This window comes from Arthrobacter sp. SD1074B, from assembly GCF_056780195.1.
This window is the reverse complement of sequence record NZ_JBRAZT010000001.1, coordinates 3285151-3301443: the sequence shown is the minus strand read 5'-3', so window position 1 is coordinate 3301443 and position 16293 is coordinate 3285151. Positions and strand designations below refer to the sequence as shown.

The window sequence follows — 16293 nt, the reverse complement described above, 5'->3', positions numbered from 1 at the left end:
GTTTGGGAGCAAGCTGCGCTGAGGATGTGAGCTGGCTGTGAATCGGGGCGGACTGCAATGATGGGTCAATGAGCAACCGAATCGCATTCCTGGGCTGTGGGTCAATGAACGAGGCAATCATGGGCGGCATGATCGCGGGCGGAACGGACCCCGCGGACATCGTCGCCACCGTCCGGCGCGCCGAACGGGCCGCCGAGCTGGCCGAGCGGCACCACGGCATCACGGCTATCGCCGGCGAGGAAGAACCGGAGAACAACAGCCAGGCCGCCACCGGCGCCGCCGTCGTGGTGTTGGGCGTCAAACCCGTGGGAATCGCAGAACTTGCCCGCGAAATCAGCGGCTCGCTCTCACCGGACACCATCGTCGTCAGCGTCGCTGCCGCGGTCTCCCTGGCGCAGCTCGAAGCGGCGCTCCCGGCCGGACAGCCGGTGATCCGCTCGATGCCGAACACGCCGGCCAAACTGGGCCGCGGCGTCGTCTCCGTCTCGCCCGGAACCCACTGCTCGAACGAGCAGCTGCAGCAGGCGAAGGACATCTTCGCCGCCGTCGGCACCGTCGTCGAGGTGGCCGAGGAACAGGTGGACGCCCTGTCCGCGATCAGCGGCTCCGGCCCGGCGTACGCCTTCTACCTGGCCGAGGCGATGGCGGCCGCCGGCGTCGAGCTGGGCCTGGACGCCGAGCTCTCGCTGCTGCTGGCCCGCGAAACGGTCGCCGGTGCCGGGCTCATGCTCGCCGAGCCGGGGGCCGACCCGACAGCGCTGCGCAAGGCCGTGACCAGCCCGAACGGCACCACCGAACGCGCAATCGCCACCTTTGATGAGCGCGGCCTCCCCGCGATCATCGCCGACGGCGCCCGGGCCGCCGCCGAGCGGGCCGCGGAGATCACCCGGCAGCTCGGCCAGCCGGAAGCCAACCGCCGGCCATGACCCCGGCCGCACCGGGTGGCAGGATAGGACCCATGGAACTGCACATCACAGGGGACCCCGCGGCGGACAAACTACTCAGCGAGGACGCGTTTGCGCTGCTCACCGGCATGCTGCTCGACCAGCAGGTGACGATGGAATCGGCTTTTGCCGGTCCGGAGAAGATCCGGACGCGCATCGGGTCTCTGGAGCCCGCCGCGATCGCCGTGTACGATCCGCAGGAGTTTGTCGAGATGTTTAAAGAGCGCCCGGCCGTCCACCGTTTTCCCGGATCAATGGCCGGCCGCGTCCAGGCCCTCGCTGAGACGGTGCACAGCGACTGGGGCGGCGACGCTACCGCCATCTGGACGCAGGGCGACCCCGACGGGCCGGAGGTGCTGCGCCGGCTTAAGGCGTTGCCGGGGTTCGGCGAGCAGAAGGCGAAGATCTTCCTGGCCCTGCTGGGAAAGCAGTGCGGACTCCGGGCGGAAGGCTGGCGCGAGGCTGCCGGCCACTACGGCCAGGAGAACGCTTTCCTGTCCGTCGCGGACATTGTGGACCCGGAGTCGCTGGGCAAGGTGCGGGCCAGCAAACAGGCAGCCAAAGCCGCCGCGAAGGCGGCGAAGACCGCCGGAGCCTGACCCGGCGGGCCTGACCCGCCGGGCGCGGGTGCGCCCGGCGGCGGGGGTGCTTCGCTATCGGCAGCAAACGTTGCCGTCGGGAGGAAGTTGGCGTTTGATTGGCCTGTGATGGACGACGACGCAACTCATGACGGCCGCAAGAGCCTCGACGGAGCAACACCAAATGACCGGCGGAACGACTCCGTGGTCGCTGTCTGCGGCCCCGCCGCGTGGAATTTGCTCATCCTGCTTGACCACCTTCCCGAGCCGGTTCCGCACATGCAGTTTGCGCAGCGCTCCTGGGAGACGGTCGGGGGCACCTCCGCGGGCAAGGCTCTGCACCTGGCGGACGTCGGCATCGACGTGCGCCTGTGCTCGCCTCTTGGGGCGGACGATGCGGGCGGGCTGGTGCTCCATGCCCTCGGCACGGCTGGCGTCACTGTCGAAGCGATTGCTTCTGACCGCACCGAACGCCACGTCAACCTCATGACCGAGGAGGGCGGCCGGGTGTCCCTTTACGTCGCGTTGCCTTCCACCCCTACGGCGGAGCAGCTGGACGCTGCCGGCGCGGTGGTTGCTGCTGCGGATCTCGCCGTCATTGACCTGAGCGAACTAGGCGTGCTGTTGCTTGAACGCGAGGAGGTCCGGCAGACACCCCTATGGGTGGACCTTCACGACTATGACGGATCTTCTGCCTTCCACGAGCCCTTCCTGCGCGCGGCGGAGGTTGTTTTCATGAATGACGACCGGACTGACGACCCATGGGAGCTGATGCGCTCCTGCGTTGCCCGGGGACCCCGCCTGGCTGTGTGCACCCGTGGCGCAGAAGGAGCGATCGCGCTGCAATCGGACGGAACGCGGCATGAGGTTGCTGCGGTTCCCGCGGCTGTTGTGGACACGAATGGGGCCGGCGACGCCTTCCTGGCCGGGTTTCTGGGCGCGACCCTGGGCGGGGCATCCATCGCTGATTCCCTCAAGGGAGCGGCAGTGCAGGCCCGCGTTGCGCTCGAGAGCCGGCACCTTCACCCCGCAGTCGGGCGTTGATTCCCGACGGGCCCAGGCGGCCCGTCCTAGGGCCGCGCGGCGAACCGTTCGAGCAGGTCCACGTGGCCTGAGACGATGAGCATGTCCCGCGAGGAAACCTTGGTCTCCGGGCGGGCGTAGGTGAAGTCCTCGCCGGGGGATTTCACGCCCACGATCGTGACGCCGTACTTGGAGCGCACCTTCGACTCGTCCAGGGTGAAACCCACGGTTTCCCGCGGCGGGTACATCTTCACGATCGCGAAGTCGTCGTCGAACTCGATAAAGTCCAGCATCCGGCCGGAGACGAGGTGCGCGGCGCGGACACCGGCATCGGCCTCCGGGTAGATGACGTGGTTGGCGCCGATCCGGGTCAGGATCTTGCCGTGCGAGGGCGTGATCGCCTTCACCCACAGGTGCTCGATGCCGAGGTCCACGAGGTTGACCGTGATCAGCACCGAAGATTCAATCGAGGTGCCCACGCCGACGACGGCGGAACTAAACTCCTGCGCGCCGAGCTGGCGGAGGGCGTCGATGTTGGTCGCGTCGGCCTCCACCACATGGGTCAGCACGCTGGCCCACTTCTGCACCAGGTTTCGGTCGCGTTCGATCGCCAGCACTTCGCGGCCCTGTTTGACCAGCTGTTCTGCGGTGGATGCGCCGAAGCGGCCCAGTCCGATCACCAGCACGGGCGCGTTGTGGGCGGGACGGTTGACGGCGCCTGAGGAACTAGCCAATGATCGGTCTCTCTTCCGGGTAGTGGTACAACTGGCTGCGCTGGCGCAGCGCCAGCCCAGCTGCGAGGGTGACGGTGCCGACGCGGCCGGCAAACATCAGGGCGGTGAGGACGTAGACGCCGGCCGGGGGCAGCTCGGCACTGAGGTTGGTGCTCAGGCCTACGGTGGCGAACGCGGATATCGTCTCAAACAGCACACGGTCCAGCGAAGCGCCGCTGATCTGCAGCAGCAGCAGGGCCGAGACCGCCACCAGGGTGGCACCGGCGACGATGACCGAGATGGCCACCCGCATGGTCCCCTCCGGGATGGTTCGGCCGTAGATCTTCACATCCGCGTCACCACGGGCCTCGGCGACGATGGCCAGGAACATCACCGCGATGGTGGTGACCTTGATGCCGCCGGCGGTCGACGCCGAGCCGCCGCCGGCGAACATTAGCGCGTCGGTCAGCAGCATGGTGGTCGAGTCCATCTGGTTCTGGTCCACCAGGTTGAAGCCACCCGAGCGCGTCATCACCGAGGCGAAGAGCGAGTGCGTGATTTTGTCGGCCAGGTTCATGCCGCCGATGGTGCGAATGTTCTCCCACTCCATCAGCCCCCAGAGCACGGTGCCGGCGGCCAGCAGGATCAGCGAGACCTGGATGGTCAGTTTGGTGTGCAGGTTCCACTTCTTCCAGTTCAGCCCGTTCTGCTGCAGCACCATCACAACCGGGAAGCCGAGGCTGCCCAGGAAGACGCCGACCATTAGTGGGATCAGGATCCACAGGTCCGTCTCGTAGGGCACGATGCCGTCCGAGTGGGGCGTGAAGCCGGCGTTGTTGAAAGCGGAGATGGCATAGAACACGCCGTGCCAGACGGACTGTCCGAAGCTCTCGCCCAGCGCAAGGAACCGCGGAATCATCATCGCGGCCAGCACGCCCTCGATCACGACGGAGGTGACGATGACGATCCGCAGCAGGGTGCCCACCTCGCCGAGGCGGCCGGCGTTGTTCATGGCCTCCTGCGCAATCAGCTTTCCGCGGACACCAAGTTTCTTGCTGACCATCAGCGCCAGCAGCGACGCCAGGGTCAAGGTCCCGAGGCCGCCGACGAAGATGCCAACCAGGATCACGAGCTGGCCGAAGAAGGACCAGTGCACGGCCGTGGACACAACGGTCAACCCGGTCACGCACACGGCGGACACCGCGGTAAAGAGGGCCTGGTGCAGCGGCGTCGCCTGCCCGGTGGCGGAGGACACCGGCAAGGAGAGCAGGGTGGTGAAGACCAGGACGACGACGGCGAAGGCAGAGACGGCCAGGCGAGCCGGGGAGGTGTTGGCGATGTCGTCCACGAAGTCGCGCAGCCGGGTAAAGATCCACAGGCCCTCGCGCTCCGGCTGGCCGGGGTGCCAGCTGGCCGGGCTCGTTGACCTCGACTGGCTTTGCGTCATGTGCGGCTTGTCCTCGGTTGAAACGGCGTCCTTCAGTAGTAAACCACTATATTCCGCGCAACGACGGGGGATCGGGGCGGTGCGCTCCGGTAGCCTGTGATTGATGACATTCCTCCCCGGACTCGCTCAGACCGCCCTGCCGACGACGGTGGTGTGGGACTCTGCCATGACGGCCTACAACTTTGGCCACAGCCACCCGATGGCGCCGGAGCGGATGGAACTCACCGCGCGGCTGGCCCGCAGCCTGGGGCTCCTGGACCTGGACCACGTGAGCGTGGCCGCTCCCTGGGTGGCCACCGACGAGGAACTCGGTACCGTGCACAGCGCGGACTATGTCGCCGCCGTGCGCCGGGTCAGCGCTGATCCTGGCACTCCGGACCTGGGCCGCGGCCTCGGAACCGAGGACGACCCGGCCTTCGCTGGCATGCACGAGGCCAGCGCCCGGCTCGCCGGCGGATCGCTGCTCGCGGCCGCGGCCATCTTGGACGGCAGCGCGGTCCGGGCCGTAAACTTCGGCGGCGGCATGCACCACGCCTCCCGCGAGCGGGCCAGCGGCTTCTGCATCTACAACGACGCCGCCCTGGCCATCCAGCGGCTGCTCGACGGCGGGGTGCAGCGGGTCGTCTACGTCGACGTCGACGCGCACCACGGCGACGGGACGCAGAGCATCTTCTGGGACGACCCGCGGGTACTCACGATCTCGCTGCATGAAACCGGATTGACACTGTTCCCGGGCACCGGCTTCGCGAACGAGATCGGCGGCCCGAACGCCCAGGGCAGCGCGGTCAACGTCGCGCTTCCGGCCGGGACCGGGGACGCGGGCTGGCTGCGGGCCTTCCACGCGGTGGTTCCGCAACTGGTCGGCGCCTTCGAACCGGAGGTGATCGTCAGCCAGCACGGCTGCGACTCGCACCGCCTGGATCCGCTCACGCACCTGAACATCAGCGTCGACGGACAGCGTGAGGCCGCCACCGCCATCGGCAACCTCGCGGCCCGCTACTGCGACAACCGCTGGATTTCCACCGGCGGCGGCGGCTACAACGTCATCACCGTGGTCCCGCGCTCCTGGAGCCACCTGATCGCCATTGCGGCCGGCCGCCCGGTCCCGCTGCGGACCCCCGTGCCGGAGGACTGGCGGCAGTACGTGCAGGACAAGTACGGGGCCAAGTACGGCGTTGCGCCGCCCGCGGTGATGGGCGACGACGTGGACCTCTGGTGGCGTTCCTGGGAAGTCGGCTTCGATCCCAACGACGAGGTGGACCGCACCGTCATGGCCACCCGCAAGGAAGTTTTTCCGCTTTACGGGCTGGATCCCTGGTTCGATTAGGCGGCACGTCCAGGCCGCCGGGCCGGGCGCCGCGGGCGCCTGCAATTAGTGGATGCCATCTGGCGTATATGTCGCTAGTGTGGAGGGCATGGTGACAGACGACGTATTTGCCGTCATTGCTGAGGCAACCCGGCGGGACATTCTGGTGTCCCTCCGCCAGGGGGACAAAGCGGTGGGGGAGCTGGTCCAGGAGCTCGAGGCGAGCCAGCCCACCATTTCCAAGCACCTGAAGGTTCTGCGCGAGGCGGACCTGGTCAGCATGCGTGCGCAGGGCCAGAAGCGCTACTACGCCCTGAACCCCAAGCCGCTGGCCGGCGTCGCCAGCTGGCTGGAGACGTTCGACGTCGGACGCCCCGCCGCCACTGAACCGTCGGCCCCGTCCGCAGCCGTGCCAACCGTGCCCGCCGCCGCCCCGGAACCGGTGCCGGACAGCCTCGCCGCCGCCGTCACCACGCCGCCGGCTGCGGCGGAACCGGCGGCCGCAGCGGTGCCGGAACTCCCCGCGGGCAGTGCGCTGAGCCCCGCCGTCGCCATCCCGGTGGGCGCCGCGGGGGAGGACAAGCGGCCGCAGCAGATCGGCCGGACCGTGGGCCGAGCCGCCACCCGCGCCGCGGACCTGCTGGCCAACCTGCCGAAGTTCGGCCGCAAGAAGTAGCCCGTCCCGCGTCTTCGCTGGACCGGCGGGCTACTTGGCGAGCAACCGGACGTGGTCCGGGGTGAGGTCGGCGATCCGGCTGACACCCAGCAGTGCCATGGTGCGGCGCATGTCGGTTTCCAGGATCTCGATGGCCCGGTCCACCCCGGCCCGGCCGCCGGCCATCAGGCCGTAAAGGTATGCCCGGCCGATCAGGGTGAAGTCCGCCCCCAGCGCCAGCGCCGCGATGATGTCCGCGCCGCTCATGATGCCGGTGTCCAGGATGATCGCCGCGTCGCTGTTGTCCGCTTTGAGCGCCGTTGACACCTCCGGGAGCAGGTGGAACGGGATGGGGGCGCGGTCCAGCTGGCGTCCGCCGTGGTTGGAAAGCACGACGCCGTCCGCCCCGTGATCCACGACCTTGCGGGCGTCGTCGACGGTCTGGATGCCCTTGACCACCAGCTTGCCGTTCCAGGTTTCGCGCAGCCAGTCGAGGTCGCCGAAGGTCAGGGTGGGATCGAACATGGAGTTGATCAGGTCCGCCACGGTTCCGGTGTAACGGGACAGCGACGCGAAGGTCAGCGGCTCGTGCGTGAGGAAGTTGAACCACCACGCCGGCCGGTAGGAAGCATCCAGCACGGTCTTCAGGGTCAGTGCCGGCGGGATGGTCATGCCGTTGCGGACATCGCGGAGCCGGGCGCCCGCGACGGAGGTGTCCACCGTGACCATAAGCGTGTCGTTGCCCGCTGCGGCCGCGCGTTCGATCAGCTCCAGCGAGCGGTCCCGGTCCGTCCACAGGTACAGCTGGAACCAGTTGCGGCCGTCGGGGGCGGCAGCGGCCACGTCCTCGATGGACGCCGTGCCCATGGTGGAGAGCGTGTAGGGGATGCCCGCGGCCGCGGCGGCCCGGGAGCCGGCGTATTCGCCTTCGGACTGCATCATCCGGGTAAAGCCGGTGGGCGCGATGCCGACGGGCAGCCGTGCGGCCTTGCCCAGGATCTCGGTGCTGAGGTCCACGCTGGAAACATCGCGCAGGATGCCCGGGCGGAACTCGATGTCCAGGAAGGCCTCGCGGGCCCGGCGCAGGGTGATCTCGGCCTCGGCCGCGCCGTCGGTGTAATCAAACGGCGCCTTAGGTGTCCGGCGCTTGGCCATGTCCCGCAGGTCCCAGATGGTACTGGCCCGGCGCAGCCTCGCCGCGCGGCTGAAGTCCGGCTTCTTGAACTGCATCAGTGGCGCGAGGTCAGCGTACTTCGGCACGCGCCGCCGGAGGGCGTCGGGCAGGCCGCCCTCCCGGGCGCCCGCGGCGACCGCGGCGGGCTGTCGATGGGTGGCCGTGTCGTCCGGCGTCGTCGGGGCCTCGGGGTTGCCGATGATGGTGGGTTGCGTCATTGCGTCCTCCGGTGCTTCTCGTCACAGTCTGTGGTCCAACCACACTCTATGGGACGCGGCCGGAATGTTACGCCGCCGCTTTGCCCGTGGCCGTGGGCGGGGCTATGGTCGATGGCATGACTAACCGTTGGTATGCGTATTTTTCGTTGGCTCTGGAGGGGCCCGCGTCTAACTGACACGCATCCAACACACCTTCAGAGCCAACAGGGCAGAGATTATTCTCTGCCCTTCGCCATTTCTCCGGCGGGTTCTGACCAGGGCCCGCTCCGCACCCGGAACAGGACCCGAAACATGAGCATCGAAGCAGCCCCCCACAGCCAGCAGTCCACGTCCAACCTGCGGGTTAGCGAATTCACCGCGCTGCCCACCCCGCAGGAGATGATCGCGGAACTTCCGCTGGACGCCCGGGGCTCCGACGTCGTCGGCCGCGGCCGGGACGAGGTCCGCGCGATCATGGATGGCGTTGACGACCGGCTGCTGGTGATTGTCGGCCCGTGCTCCATCCACGATCCCAAGGCGGGCCTGGAGTACGCCCGACGGCTCGTCAGCCAGGCCGAGAAGCACCGCGGGGACCTGCTGATTGTCATGCGCACCTACTTCGAGAAGCCGCGAACCACCGTGGGCTGGAAGGGCCTGATCAACGACCCCCGGCTTGACGGCAGCCACGACATTGCCGCCGGCCTGCGCGCGGCCCGCCGGTTCCTGAGCCAGGTCACCGCGCTGGGACTGCCCACCGCCACGGAATTCCTCGAACCGATCAGCCCGCAGTACATGGCGGACCTCGTCGCCTGGGGTGCCATCGGGGCGCGCACCACGGAGAGCCAGATCCACCGCCAGCTGGCCTCCGGGCTGTCCATGCCGATCGGCTTCAAGAACGGGACCGACGGCGGCCTGCAGGTGGCGCTGGACGCCTGCAGTGCCGCCGGCGCCGCCCAGGCGTTCCTGGGGATCGACGGCGACGGGCACGCCGCCCTGGTCAGCACCGCCGGCAATCCCGACACCCACATCATCCTGCGCGGCGGCAGCGACGGACCGAACTTCTCGGCCGCCGACGTCGAGGCCGCCTCTTCGCGGCTCGCCGCCAAGCAGCTGAACCCGCGGCTGATCGTGGACGCGAGCCACGCCAACAGCGGGAAAAACCATCACCGGCAGGCCGAGGTCGCCCTCGAAATCGGAGCCCAGCTGGAGGACGGCGGGGCCTCCGCCTCTGCGATCGCCGGGATCATGCTGGAGAGCTTCCTGGTGGGCGGCGCGCAGGCCCTGGACGTCGCCAAACACGCTGCCGGGACCGACGATCTGGTGTACGGCCAGAGCGTTACGGATGCCTGCATGGACTGGGACGTGACCGCGTCGCTGCTGGACCAGCTGGCGGCGTCGGCACGCACCCGGCGGACCAAGGGCTAAGGGGGCTGACCTGGGACGGCTCGGGGACGGCCCGGGTGGGGCAATCCTGCGGAAAACCTTCGCGGATTCCTGCGGAAACCTTTCACATTGGCACCATGAACCCCTAGAGTATCTAGCACATGGTTGTTTGATGGCTCAGCATCGGCACACCGCCATGTCGTTCAGACGGGGCAGCCGTTCGCTTGAGCAAAAGGAATAAGGGAAATGTCTTCGGAGGCCAACTTCTCCAACGCCCGCTTTCTCACCGTGGCCGAGGTCGCGGAGGTCATGCGGGTGTCGAAAATGACCGTGTATCGCCTGGTGCACTCCGGCGAAATGCCGGCGGTGCGCTTTGGCCGCTCATACCGTGTTCCGGAAAACGCCGTCGAACAGTACCTCAAGGGTGCTGTCGTTGACGGACGCACCGAGACGGCCTGAGTCCTCTGCTGTCGCACCGGGCCGCGGCAGACCCCGTTGCGGGGGCTGCGGTCGTGGTGTGCCCCGGATAGGCGGTACCCTGTTAAGGAACGTTTAACGTCATTGTAAGAACCTGTCAGTTGTTCAGTCTGCTGCTTAGCGCGCGGACCCTTCCCAACGGGCAGGTATTGCATCTAGCCGGTAAGGATCTTTCGTGGGTTCAGTTATTAAGAAGCGTCGCAAGCGTATGGCCAAGAAGAAGCACCGCAAGCTGCTTCGCAAGACGCGCCACCAGCGTCGCAACAAGAAGTAGAGATACTTCGTACAGCGTCAATGCCCGTTGCCTTTCCGGCGGCGGGCATTTTCTTTGCCCCGGCGCGGCGGACCCTGAAAAGCGCGGCGGATTCGGACCAGGGCACCCCGGGTCCGGGGCGCGGGGGTCCGGAAGCGTAGCGGAAAGCCGGGCAGGCCCGGGGAGGGGCTAGACCGTGGGGCCGCGGAAGCGGGAGAAGCCCCGCCAAAGGCCGTAGATGGCTCCGCCGACGGTGGCGGCCTTCAGGCCAAGGGTGGCTGCCCGGCGTCCGGAGCGGAAGTCGTAGACCGGCCAGTTGTGTTCGCGGGCGTGGCGGCGCAGCCGGGCATCGGGATTGATGGCCACCGGGTGTCCCACCATGCTGAGCAGCGGAATGTCATTGTGTGAGTCGCTGTAAGCCCAGCAGCGGTTCAGGTCCAGGCCTTGCGCCTCGGCAATGCCGCGGACTGCGACTGCCTTGGCTGGCCCGTGCAGGATGTCGCCGACCAGCCGCCCGGTGTACGACCCGTCGTGGATCTCGCCGACCGTGCCCAGTGCTCCGGTGAGGCCCAGCCGGGTGGAGATGACCGTGGCCACCTCGATCGGCGTCGCGGTCACCAGCCAGACCCGGCGGCCCACGCGGAGGTGCTGTTCGGCCAGCGCCTTGGTGCCGGGCCAGATCCGGGACTCAATCATCTCGTCGTAGACTTCTTCGCCGAGGGCTTCAATGTCCTCCACGGTGAAGCCCGAGGCCAGGCTCAGGGCGGTGTCTCGGACGGCATGGACGTCGTCGATGTTTTCGCCGCGGAACACGAACATCAGCTGCTTCCAGGCGAAGCCGGCGGCCTGCGGAATGGTGAACGCCCCGCGCTGGTACATTTTCCGCGCCACGTGGAACAGGCTTGCCCCGCGCATGAGGGTGTTGTCGACGTCGAAGAAGGCGGCCTCGCCGTCCTGCGATGACGCAGCCGGCCGCGTAGCCACCGCGACGTACTTCTCCTCAGGCATGCCACGAGTCTAGTCAATGCCGGCGGATCCCACGCGCAGTTGGGGCGCCGCCGCACCGCCGTCCGGGCCGGAACGCGGCCGCATCGACGCCGGGCCCGGCGCCGGGCTACCGTGGAACCATGGCCACACCCGCGCTTCGCCCCGAGGTAGTTCTGATCACCAAAGCCAACTGCCACCTATGCGCCGACGCGCGCGACGTGGTCGGCCGCGTCACCGCCGGGCTGGGACTCGAATGGTCCGAGCAGTCCATTGACGACGACGCCGGCCTGCGCGAGCGCTACGCCGAGGAGATTCCAGTGCTGCTGGTGGACGGTGTCCAGCGGGATTTCTGGCGGATCGACGAGGCGCGGCTGGTGCGCACCCTGCGGCGCGCACTCGACCAGCCGGCCTGAGTGCCGCTCTGCCGGGCGCCCCGCGGGCCCGCGGGCCGCTGCTTTGTGGCCCGAACAACCGGGCCCTAGAGTGGAGTCACAACCCGACGCAATGGAGCAGATAGTGACTTCGCTGGATTCCTCACCCGATGCCCTCCCCGGGGGAGCCGGACCTGCCGCCAAGCAGATCCCGCCCGCGGCCGTGGCCCGGCTGACGATATACCTGCGCGCCCTGACTACCCTGCTGGCCGAGGGAGTGGACCGGGTCTCCTCCGAATCCCTGGCCGAAGCCTCGGGAGTTAGTTCCTCCACCCTGCGCAAGGACCTCTCCTATGTGGGCTCCTATGGAACCAGGGGTGTGGGTTATGAGGTCCAGTACCTCAACCGCCACATTGCCGCGGCCCTGGGCCTGACCCACGACTGGAAAGTCGCCATCGTCGGCGCGGGCAACCTCGGCAAGGCCCTCGCCCGGTACGGGGGCTTCGAGTCCCGGGGCTTCGACATCGTGGCGATTTTCGACGCCGACCAGATGGTGGTGGGCAGCGAGGTGGGTTGGCTGCGGGTCAGTGACGCGGCGGATCTTGAAACCGTGCTGCACCGCACCGGGACCAATATGGTGGTTCTGGCTCTCCCCGCCGCGGTAGCGCAGAGCGTGTGCGACCGGGTCGTGGCAGCGGGAGTGCGCAGCATCCTGAGTTTTGCCCCGGTCATGCTGCAGGTGCCGCCCGGAGTCAATCTCCGCAAGGTGGACATGGCTACTGAACTGCAGATCCTCGCCTACCACGCACAAAGGGCGCAGGACCCGGAAGACGCGGACTGATTTCAGCCGACGCCTTCCGGGTCCCGCGCCCTCTGAGGGCGCCTGCGTCAGCGTCCGTAAGGGTTCTGCACGTACGGGTTGGTGAACGGCTGCTGCTTCTGGAAGTAGGGGGAGACCGTCGGCAGGTACAGGATCACGATGCCGGCGACGCCCAGCACAACCGCCAGGGTGCCCAGGCTCAGCGGGAAGAGGCTGAGGAGGGACAACGCGGCCAGAACCGTGCCCAGGATCCGTGCCCAGTTCCTGCCTTTGCGCACATTCAGCGCGACGAGGGCGTAGAGCCCGGCGCTGATGAGCGCGAACACCACCACGGTCCCTACGATGACGCCCTTGATGTCCTCGAACCTGATGTCGGCCCCGCTTGCGGTCATCTGCTGTTCGAACATATCCCGCATGGCGGGCGAGTCCAGGGATCCAATCGCCAGCAGGAGGGACAGCACCCACACCACGCCGGAGGCCACGAGCAGCCAGAAGGCAAGGTCGAGCCGCGGCGGCCGTGTCCCGGCCCCACCGGCAGGGAGTTCCGACGGGTACTGCGCGTAGGGGGACTGTCCGTAAGGGCTCTGGTTGAACTGGCCCGGGGCCTGTCCGTAGGCCGGCGGCTGCTGGCCGTAGCCGGGTGTCTGCTGGCCGTATTGCGGTGCGTTCTGGCCGTATTGCGGTGCGGGCGGCTGCTGTCCGTAGTCGGGTGCGTTCTGGCCGTACTGCGGAGCCGGCGGCTGCTGGCCGTAACCGGGTGCGTTCTGGCCGTACTGCGGGGCGTTCTGACCGTACTGCGGAGCCGGCTTGCCCGACTCGGGTCCGTCAGGGCTGGAAGGCTCGACTGGCGGGTTACTCATGGCGGTCCTTTTCGTGTTGATGACGGGATGGGCTACCGGGACCAGTGTCTCAACCCCCTGCCCCCAGCATGGTTTAACTACACCGTACCCCGGGCCTGTGGCTGTGCGGGCCATTCCGCAGGGGTATTCTCGGCGCTCATTCCCGGACCCCGACGGACCCCTGGAGTCCGCACTTCGTGCCCGGCCGGCGCGGCAGCTCCATTTCCCGGGCGGGGGTTCAGGAACGGCCCTTGAAGGCGTCGAACCATACCTGCGATTTCGGCAGCCACATCAGCGCGGTCGCCGCCAGGCTGATGAGGAAGCCCGGCCAGCTTCCGCCCCCGGCGACGCCGATGCTCAGCAACGCGAGGACCAGGCTGACGCCGGCGGCGATGGTCAGGGCGAACCGGGCCCATTCCCAGCCCTCTTTCATCTTCATCGCCAGTGTGACCTGAGACCAGGCCAGGGCGAGGGCCACCAGCACCAGCAGGAGCAGCAGGATGCCCGACCACGGTGAGACCACAAACAGGACGAGGGTCCCGAAGAGACCGATCACGCCGGCGAGCACGCCCAGCAGGCCGCCGATGACCCAGATCCAGTAGGAGACCTTCAGTTCCGTGGGCATGGCGGGGACGTTGAGGATCCCGGAGTAGCCGCCGACCGGCAGGGCATCCTTGAAGTTCCGTGGCGCGTCGGCCGGCCACTGGATACGGAATCCGCTTGCCCGTCCCGGCCGCCCCGGGCCGGCCGGCGGGACGTTGCCCGGTTCCGGCGGATTGGCACCTGGCTGTGGTGGCTCGGGGACGTCGCCGGTATTGCTCATGGGGTTCACTTTAGACGGCGGGACGGGCGGTTCCTAGCGGGCTCCGCAGCGGTAACGGCTGCTGCCGGGACTCCGGAGGCAGGCACGCCGGAAGCTGCCCGGAGGCGGCGCCGCAAGAGGCCGTGATTAAGCCAAACACCCCGCGTCATCCGAGGATGGCGCGGGGTGTGTGAAGGTATTCCGGCGCTGGGCCAGACCAGCTAGGCCGGTCCAGCCGGGACGGGACGCCCTGAGGGGCGGCAGGACCTAGGCTGCCGGGGCGATGAAGGCCAGTTCCAGGTTGATGGCAACCTTGTCGCTGACCAGCACGCCGCCGGCTTCGAGAACGGCGTTCCAGGTCAGGCCGAAGTCCTTGCGGCTGATGGTGGTTTCGGCGGTCAGGCCGGCGCGGGTGTTGCCAAACGGGTCAACGGCCACACCGTTGAGCTCGGTTTCCAGCGCCACCGGGCGGGTGACACCCTTGATGGTCAGGTCGCCCTGGAGTTCGTAGGCGTCGCCCTTGGGAACGATGGCGTTGGAGACGAAGGAGATCTCCGGGAACTTCTCGACGTCGAAGAAATCCTCGCCGCGGACGTGACCGTCGCGGTTGGCGTCGCCGGAGTCGAAGCTGGCGGTCTTGATGGTGGCGTTCACCTTGGAGTCGGCGACGTCTTCTGCGAGGTCCAGGGTGGCATCGGCTTCCTTGAACTGGCCGCGGACCTTGCTGATGCCGGCGTGGCGGACGGTGAAACCGATTTCGCTGTGCGAGGAGTCGAGGGTCCAGGTGCCGGTGGTGAGGTTTGCGGGAAGTGCCATGGTGGTTCTCCTTGAGTCGGGTGGGTCGTGCGGAAGTTCATCTGATCGTAGGTTGGTGCTTCATTGGTTGAAGTCTCAACTAACTGCTTCACCCAGTATAAACATGCATTTGCATCTTTTATTCCGCTCCGGGGAACATTTCCCAAAAAGTTTCAGTTCTACTTCCTGTAGAAGATTTCGTCATTGCCCCTGCCCTTTGAGAAACTGGTACACATGCCACAAGCGACTGTTCATTTGCTCCGCCACGGCGAGGTCCACAACCCCGAGGGTGTCCTGTACGGCAGGCTGCCGGAATTCCACCTCTCCGAACTGGGCCGGCAGATGGCCGGAATGCTTGCCGAGCACTTCCGTGAACGCGCCGCGCAGGGGGCGAAGATCGTGCACCTCGCGGCCTCCCCGCTGACCCGCGCCCAAGAGACTGCGCAGCCGATCTCCGAGGCCCTCAACCTCGAAATCGCCACCGAGGAGCGCATCATCGAGGCAGCCAACTACTTCCAGGGCCTGCAGGTCTCCAAGGGTGAAATCTTCAAGCCAAAGCACTGGCCGATGCTGCGGAACCCACTCCGTCCCTCCTGGGGCGAACCGTACAAGGAGCAGGCCGCACGGGTGACCGCGGCGGTGCAGGACGCCCGCCGGCAGGCCATCGAGCTCGGCGGCGACGGCGCCGAAGCGATCCTGGTCAGCCACCAGTTGCCCATCTGGGCCACCCGGCTCAGCGCCGAGGGCAGGCCGTTGTGGCACGACCCGCGCAAGCGCGAATGCACGCTCACCTCCGTGACTTCCCTGGTGTTCGCCGACGACGGGACGCTGCTTCGCGTCGACTACAGCGAGCCTGCCGCCGTCCTGCTGCCCGGTGCCTCCCGCACCCCGGGGGCATGACCATGTCCACCAACGACCCGCGGCTCTCCCGCCGCAGCATCCTCACCGCCGGCGGCGCGGCACTGGCCGTAGCGCTCGGACTCTCCGGCTGCGCCCAGGAAGACGACCTCACCAAGCAGGCAAGGGCCGGGGACAACAAGAACTACGTCGCCGGCGACGGCTCGGTGACCGAATTCGCCGTCGGCGACCGGAAGAAACCGGTGGACATCAAGGGGACCCTGTTCGACGGCACCGCCGTCACGGCGTCGAAGTTCCAGGGCAAGGTGACGGTGCTCAACTTCTGGTTCGCCGCCTGCGCCCCGTGCCGGGTGGAGGCGCCGTCGCTGGAGGCCCTGCACCAGGAGTTCAAGGGCCAGGGCGTGCAGTTCTTCGGCGTCAACCTGCGCGATGAGAAGGCCACGGCCGAAGCGTTCGACAAGACCTTCAACCTGACCTACCCCAGCTTCAACGACAAGGACGGAGCCGTGCTGCTGGCCGTTTCCGGCCTGGTCCCGCCCGGCGCGGTGCCCACCACGCTGGTGCTCGACAAGCAGGGCCGCGTTGCCTCCCGGGTGCTCGGCGAAATCCAGAAGGGCACCCTCAAGTCCCTCATCGCTGCCGCCGTGGCCGAGTAGCCCGGCAGGTGACGT

The 16293-nt window shown here is 67.7% G+C and carries 19 protein-coding genes; 12 read left to right on the top strand and 7 right to left on the bottom strand.

The genetic code is table 11. From position 1 onward, the window contains the following. The first annotated feature begins 68 nt into the window (after positions 1-68). The 3 genes from proC to ACUYM2_RS15350 all read left to right on the top strand — a co-directional run bounded on the left by proC (position 69) and on the right by ACUYM2_RS15350 (position 2566). Positions 69-926 carry a pyrroline-5-carboxylate reductase gene (gene proC, locus ACUYM2_RS15360; protein ID WP_481600831.1) on the top strand — a complete coding sequence of 286 codons (858 nt, stop codon included), beginning with the start codon at positions 69-71 and terminating at the stop codon, positions 924-926. Positions 927-958: 32 nt separating this feature from the next. Next, positions 959-1543 carry an HhH-GPD-type base excision DNA repair protein gene (locus ACUYM2_RS15355; protein ID WP_481600830.1) on the top strand — a complete coding sequence of 195 codons (585 nt, stop codon included), beginning with the start codon at positions 959-961 and terminating at the stop codon, positions 1541-1543. A gap of 108 nt (positions 1544-1651) precedes the next feature. Further along, entirely contained in the window at positions 1652-2566 is a 915-nt protein-coding gene (locus ACUYM2_RS15350) for a carbohydrate kinase family protein (protein ID WP_481600829.1), read from the top strand. A gap of 26 nt (positions 2567-2592) precedes the next feature. On the opposite strand, the gene ACUYM2_RS15345 is transcribed toward ACUYM2_RS15350, so the two are convergent. Continuing rightward, on the bottom strand, positions 2593-3231 hold the full coding sequence (locus ACUYM2_RS15345) for a potassium channel family protein (protein ID WP_026539112.1): 639 nt from the start codon (positions 3229-3231) through the stop codon (positions 2593-2595). A gap of 40 nt (positions 3232-3271) precedes the next feature. Then, a complete protein-coding gene (locus tag ACUYM2_RS15340) occupies positions 3272-4705 on the bottom strand; it encodes a TrkH family potassium uptake protein (protein WP_481600828.1) in 1434 nt (477 codons plus the stop codon). A 103-nt stretch (positions 4706-4808) separates the two neighbouring features. On the opposite strand from ACUYM2_RS15340, the gene ACUYM2_RS15335 reads away from it, so the two are divergent. Continuing rightward, positions 4809-6032, top strand: coding sequence for an acetoin utilization protein AcuC (locus ACUYM2_RS15335; RefSeq protein ID WP_481600827.1), 1224 nt, complete (start codon positions 4809-4811; stop codon positions 6030-6032). A gap of 88 nt (positions 6033-6120) precedes the next feature. After that, positions 6121-6687 carry an ArsR/SmtB family transcription factor gene (locus ACUYM2_RS15330; protein WP_481600826.1) on the top strand — a complete coding sequence of 189 codons (567 nt, stop codon included), beginning with the start codon at positions 6121-6123 and terminating at the stop codon, positions 6685-6687. A 30-nt stretch (positions 6688-6717) separates the two neighbouring features. Here ACUYM2_RS15330 and ACUYM2_RS15325 read toward each other — a convergent pair whose 3' ends face one another. Next, positions 6718-8058 (bottom strand): alpha-hydroxy acid oxidase, encoded by a 1341-nt coding sequence (locus tag ACUYM2_RS15325; RefSeq protein WP_481600825.1) that lies wholly within the window; start codon positions 8056-8058, stop codon positions 6718-6720. 291 nt (positions 8059-8349) lie between these two features. On the opposite strand from ACUYM2_RS15325, the gene ACUYM2_RS15320 reads away from it, so the two are divergent. From ACUYM2_RS15320 to ACUYM2_RS15310, 3 genes are all read left to right on the top strand, one after another. Beyond that, on the top strand, positions 8350-9462 hold the full coding sequence (locus ACUYM2_RS15320; RefSeq protein ID WP_481600824.1) for a 3-deoxy-7-phosphoheptulonate synthase: 1113 nt from the start codon (positions 8350-8352) through the stop codon (positions 9460-9462). Positions 9463-9666: 204 nt separating this feature from the next. Next, complete coding sequence (locus tag ACUYM2_RS15315) at positions 9667-9879, top strand: helix-turn-helix domain-containing protein (protein WP_481600823.1); 213 nt, start codon at positions 9667-9669, stop codon at positions 9877-9879. Positions 9880-10072: 193 nt separating this feature from the next. Continuing rightward, the gene (locus ACUYM2_RS15310; RefSeq protein ID WP_003792170.1) at positions 10073-10171 is read left to right on the top strand and encodes a 30S ribosomal protein bS22; all 99 of its coding nucleotides are present in this window, start codon (positions 10073-10075) and stop codon (positions 10169-10171) included. A gap of 168 nt (positions 10172-10339) precedes the next feature. On the opposite strand, the gene ACUYM2_RS15305 is transcribed toward ACUYM2_RS15310, so the two are convergent. Then, complete coding sequence (locus tag ACUYM2_RS15305; RefSeq protein WP_481600822.1) at positions 10340-11158, bottom strand: HAD family hydrolase; 819 nt, start codon at positions 11156-11158, stop codon at positions 10340-10342. 119 nt (positions 11159-11277) lie between these two features. Here ACUYM2_RS15305 and ACUYM2_RS15300 point away from each other — a divergent pair, with 119 nt between their 5' ends. Together ACUYM2_RS15300 and ACUYM2_RS15295 are read left to right on the top strand one after the other, a co-directional pair. Further along, positions 11278-11550 (top strand): glutaredoxin family protein, encoded by a 273-nt coding sequence (locus ACUYM2_RS15300; RefSeq protein ID WP_481600821.1) that lies wholly within the window; start codon positions 11278-11280, stop codon positions 11548-11550. A 103-nt stretch (positions 11551-11653) separates the two neighbouring features. Beyond that, on the top strand, positions 11654-12349 hold the full coding sequence (locus ACUYM2_RS15295) for a redox-sensing transcriptional repressor Rex (RefSeq protein ID WP_481600820.1): 696 nt from the start codon (positions 11654-11656) through the stop codon (positions 12347-12349). A 47-nt stretch (positions 12350-12396) separates the two neighbouring features. On the opposite strand, the gene ACUYM2_RS15290 is transcribed toward ACUYM2_RS15295, so the two are convergent. The 3 genes from ACUYM2_RS15290 to ACUYM2_RS15280 all read right to left on the bottom strand — a co-directional run bounded on the left by ACUYM2_RS15290 (position 12397) and on the right by ACUYM2_RS15280 (position 14785). Continuing rightward, positions 12397-13188 carry a hypothetical protein gene (locus ACUYM2_RS15290; RefSeq protein ID WP_481600819.1) on the bottom strand — a complete coding sequence of 264 codons (792 nt, stop codon included), beginning with the start codon at positions 13186-13188 and terminating at the stop codon, positions 12397-12399. A gap of 217 nt (positions 13189-13405) precedes the next feature. Continuing rightward, on the bottom strand, positions 13406-13990 hold the full coding sequence (locus ACUYM2_RS15285; RefSeq protein ID WP_481600818.1) for a hypothetical protein: 585 nt from the start codon (positions 13988-13990) through the stop codon (positions 13406-13408). 246 nt (positions 13991-14236) lie between these two features. After that, positions 14237-14785 carry a YceI family protein gene (locus tag ACUYM2_RS15280; RefSeq protein ID WP_481600817.1) on the bottom strand — a complete coding sequence of 183 codons (549 nt, stop codon included), beginning with the start codon at positions 14783-14785 and terminating at the stop codon, positions 14237-14239. Between the two features lie 213 nt (positions 14786-14998). On the opposite strand from ACUYM2_RS15280, the gene ACUYM2_RS15275 reads away from it, so the two are divergent. Next, on the top strand, positions 14999-15664 hold the full coding sequence (locus ACUYM2_RS15275; protein ID WP_481600816.1) for a histidine phosphatase family protein: 666 nt from the start codon (positions 14999-15001) through the stop codon (positions 15662-15664). Continuing rightward, complete coding sequence (locus ACUYM2_RS15270) at positions 15661-16278, top strand: TlpA family protein disulfide reductase (RefSeq protein WP_481600815.1); 618 nt, start codon at positions 15661-15663, stop codon at positions 16276-16278. The genes ACUYM2_RS15275 and ACUYM2_RS15270 overlap by 4 nt, the downstream gene beginning before the upstream one ends. Positions 16279-16293 lie beyond the last annotated feature (15 nt).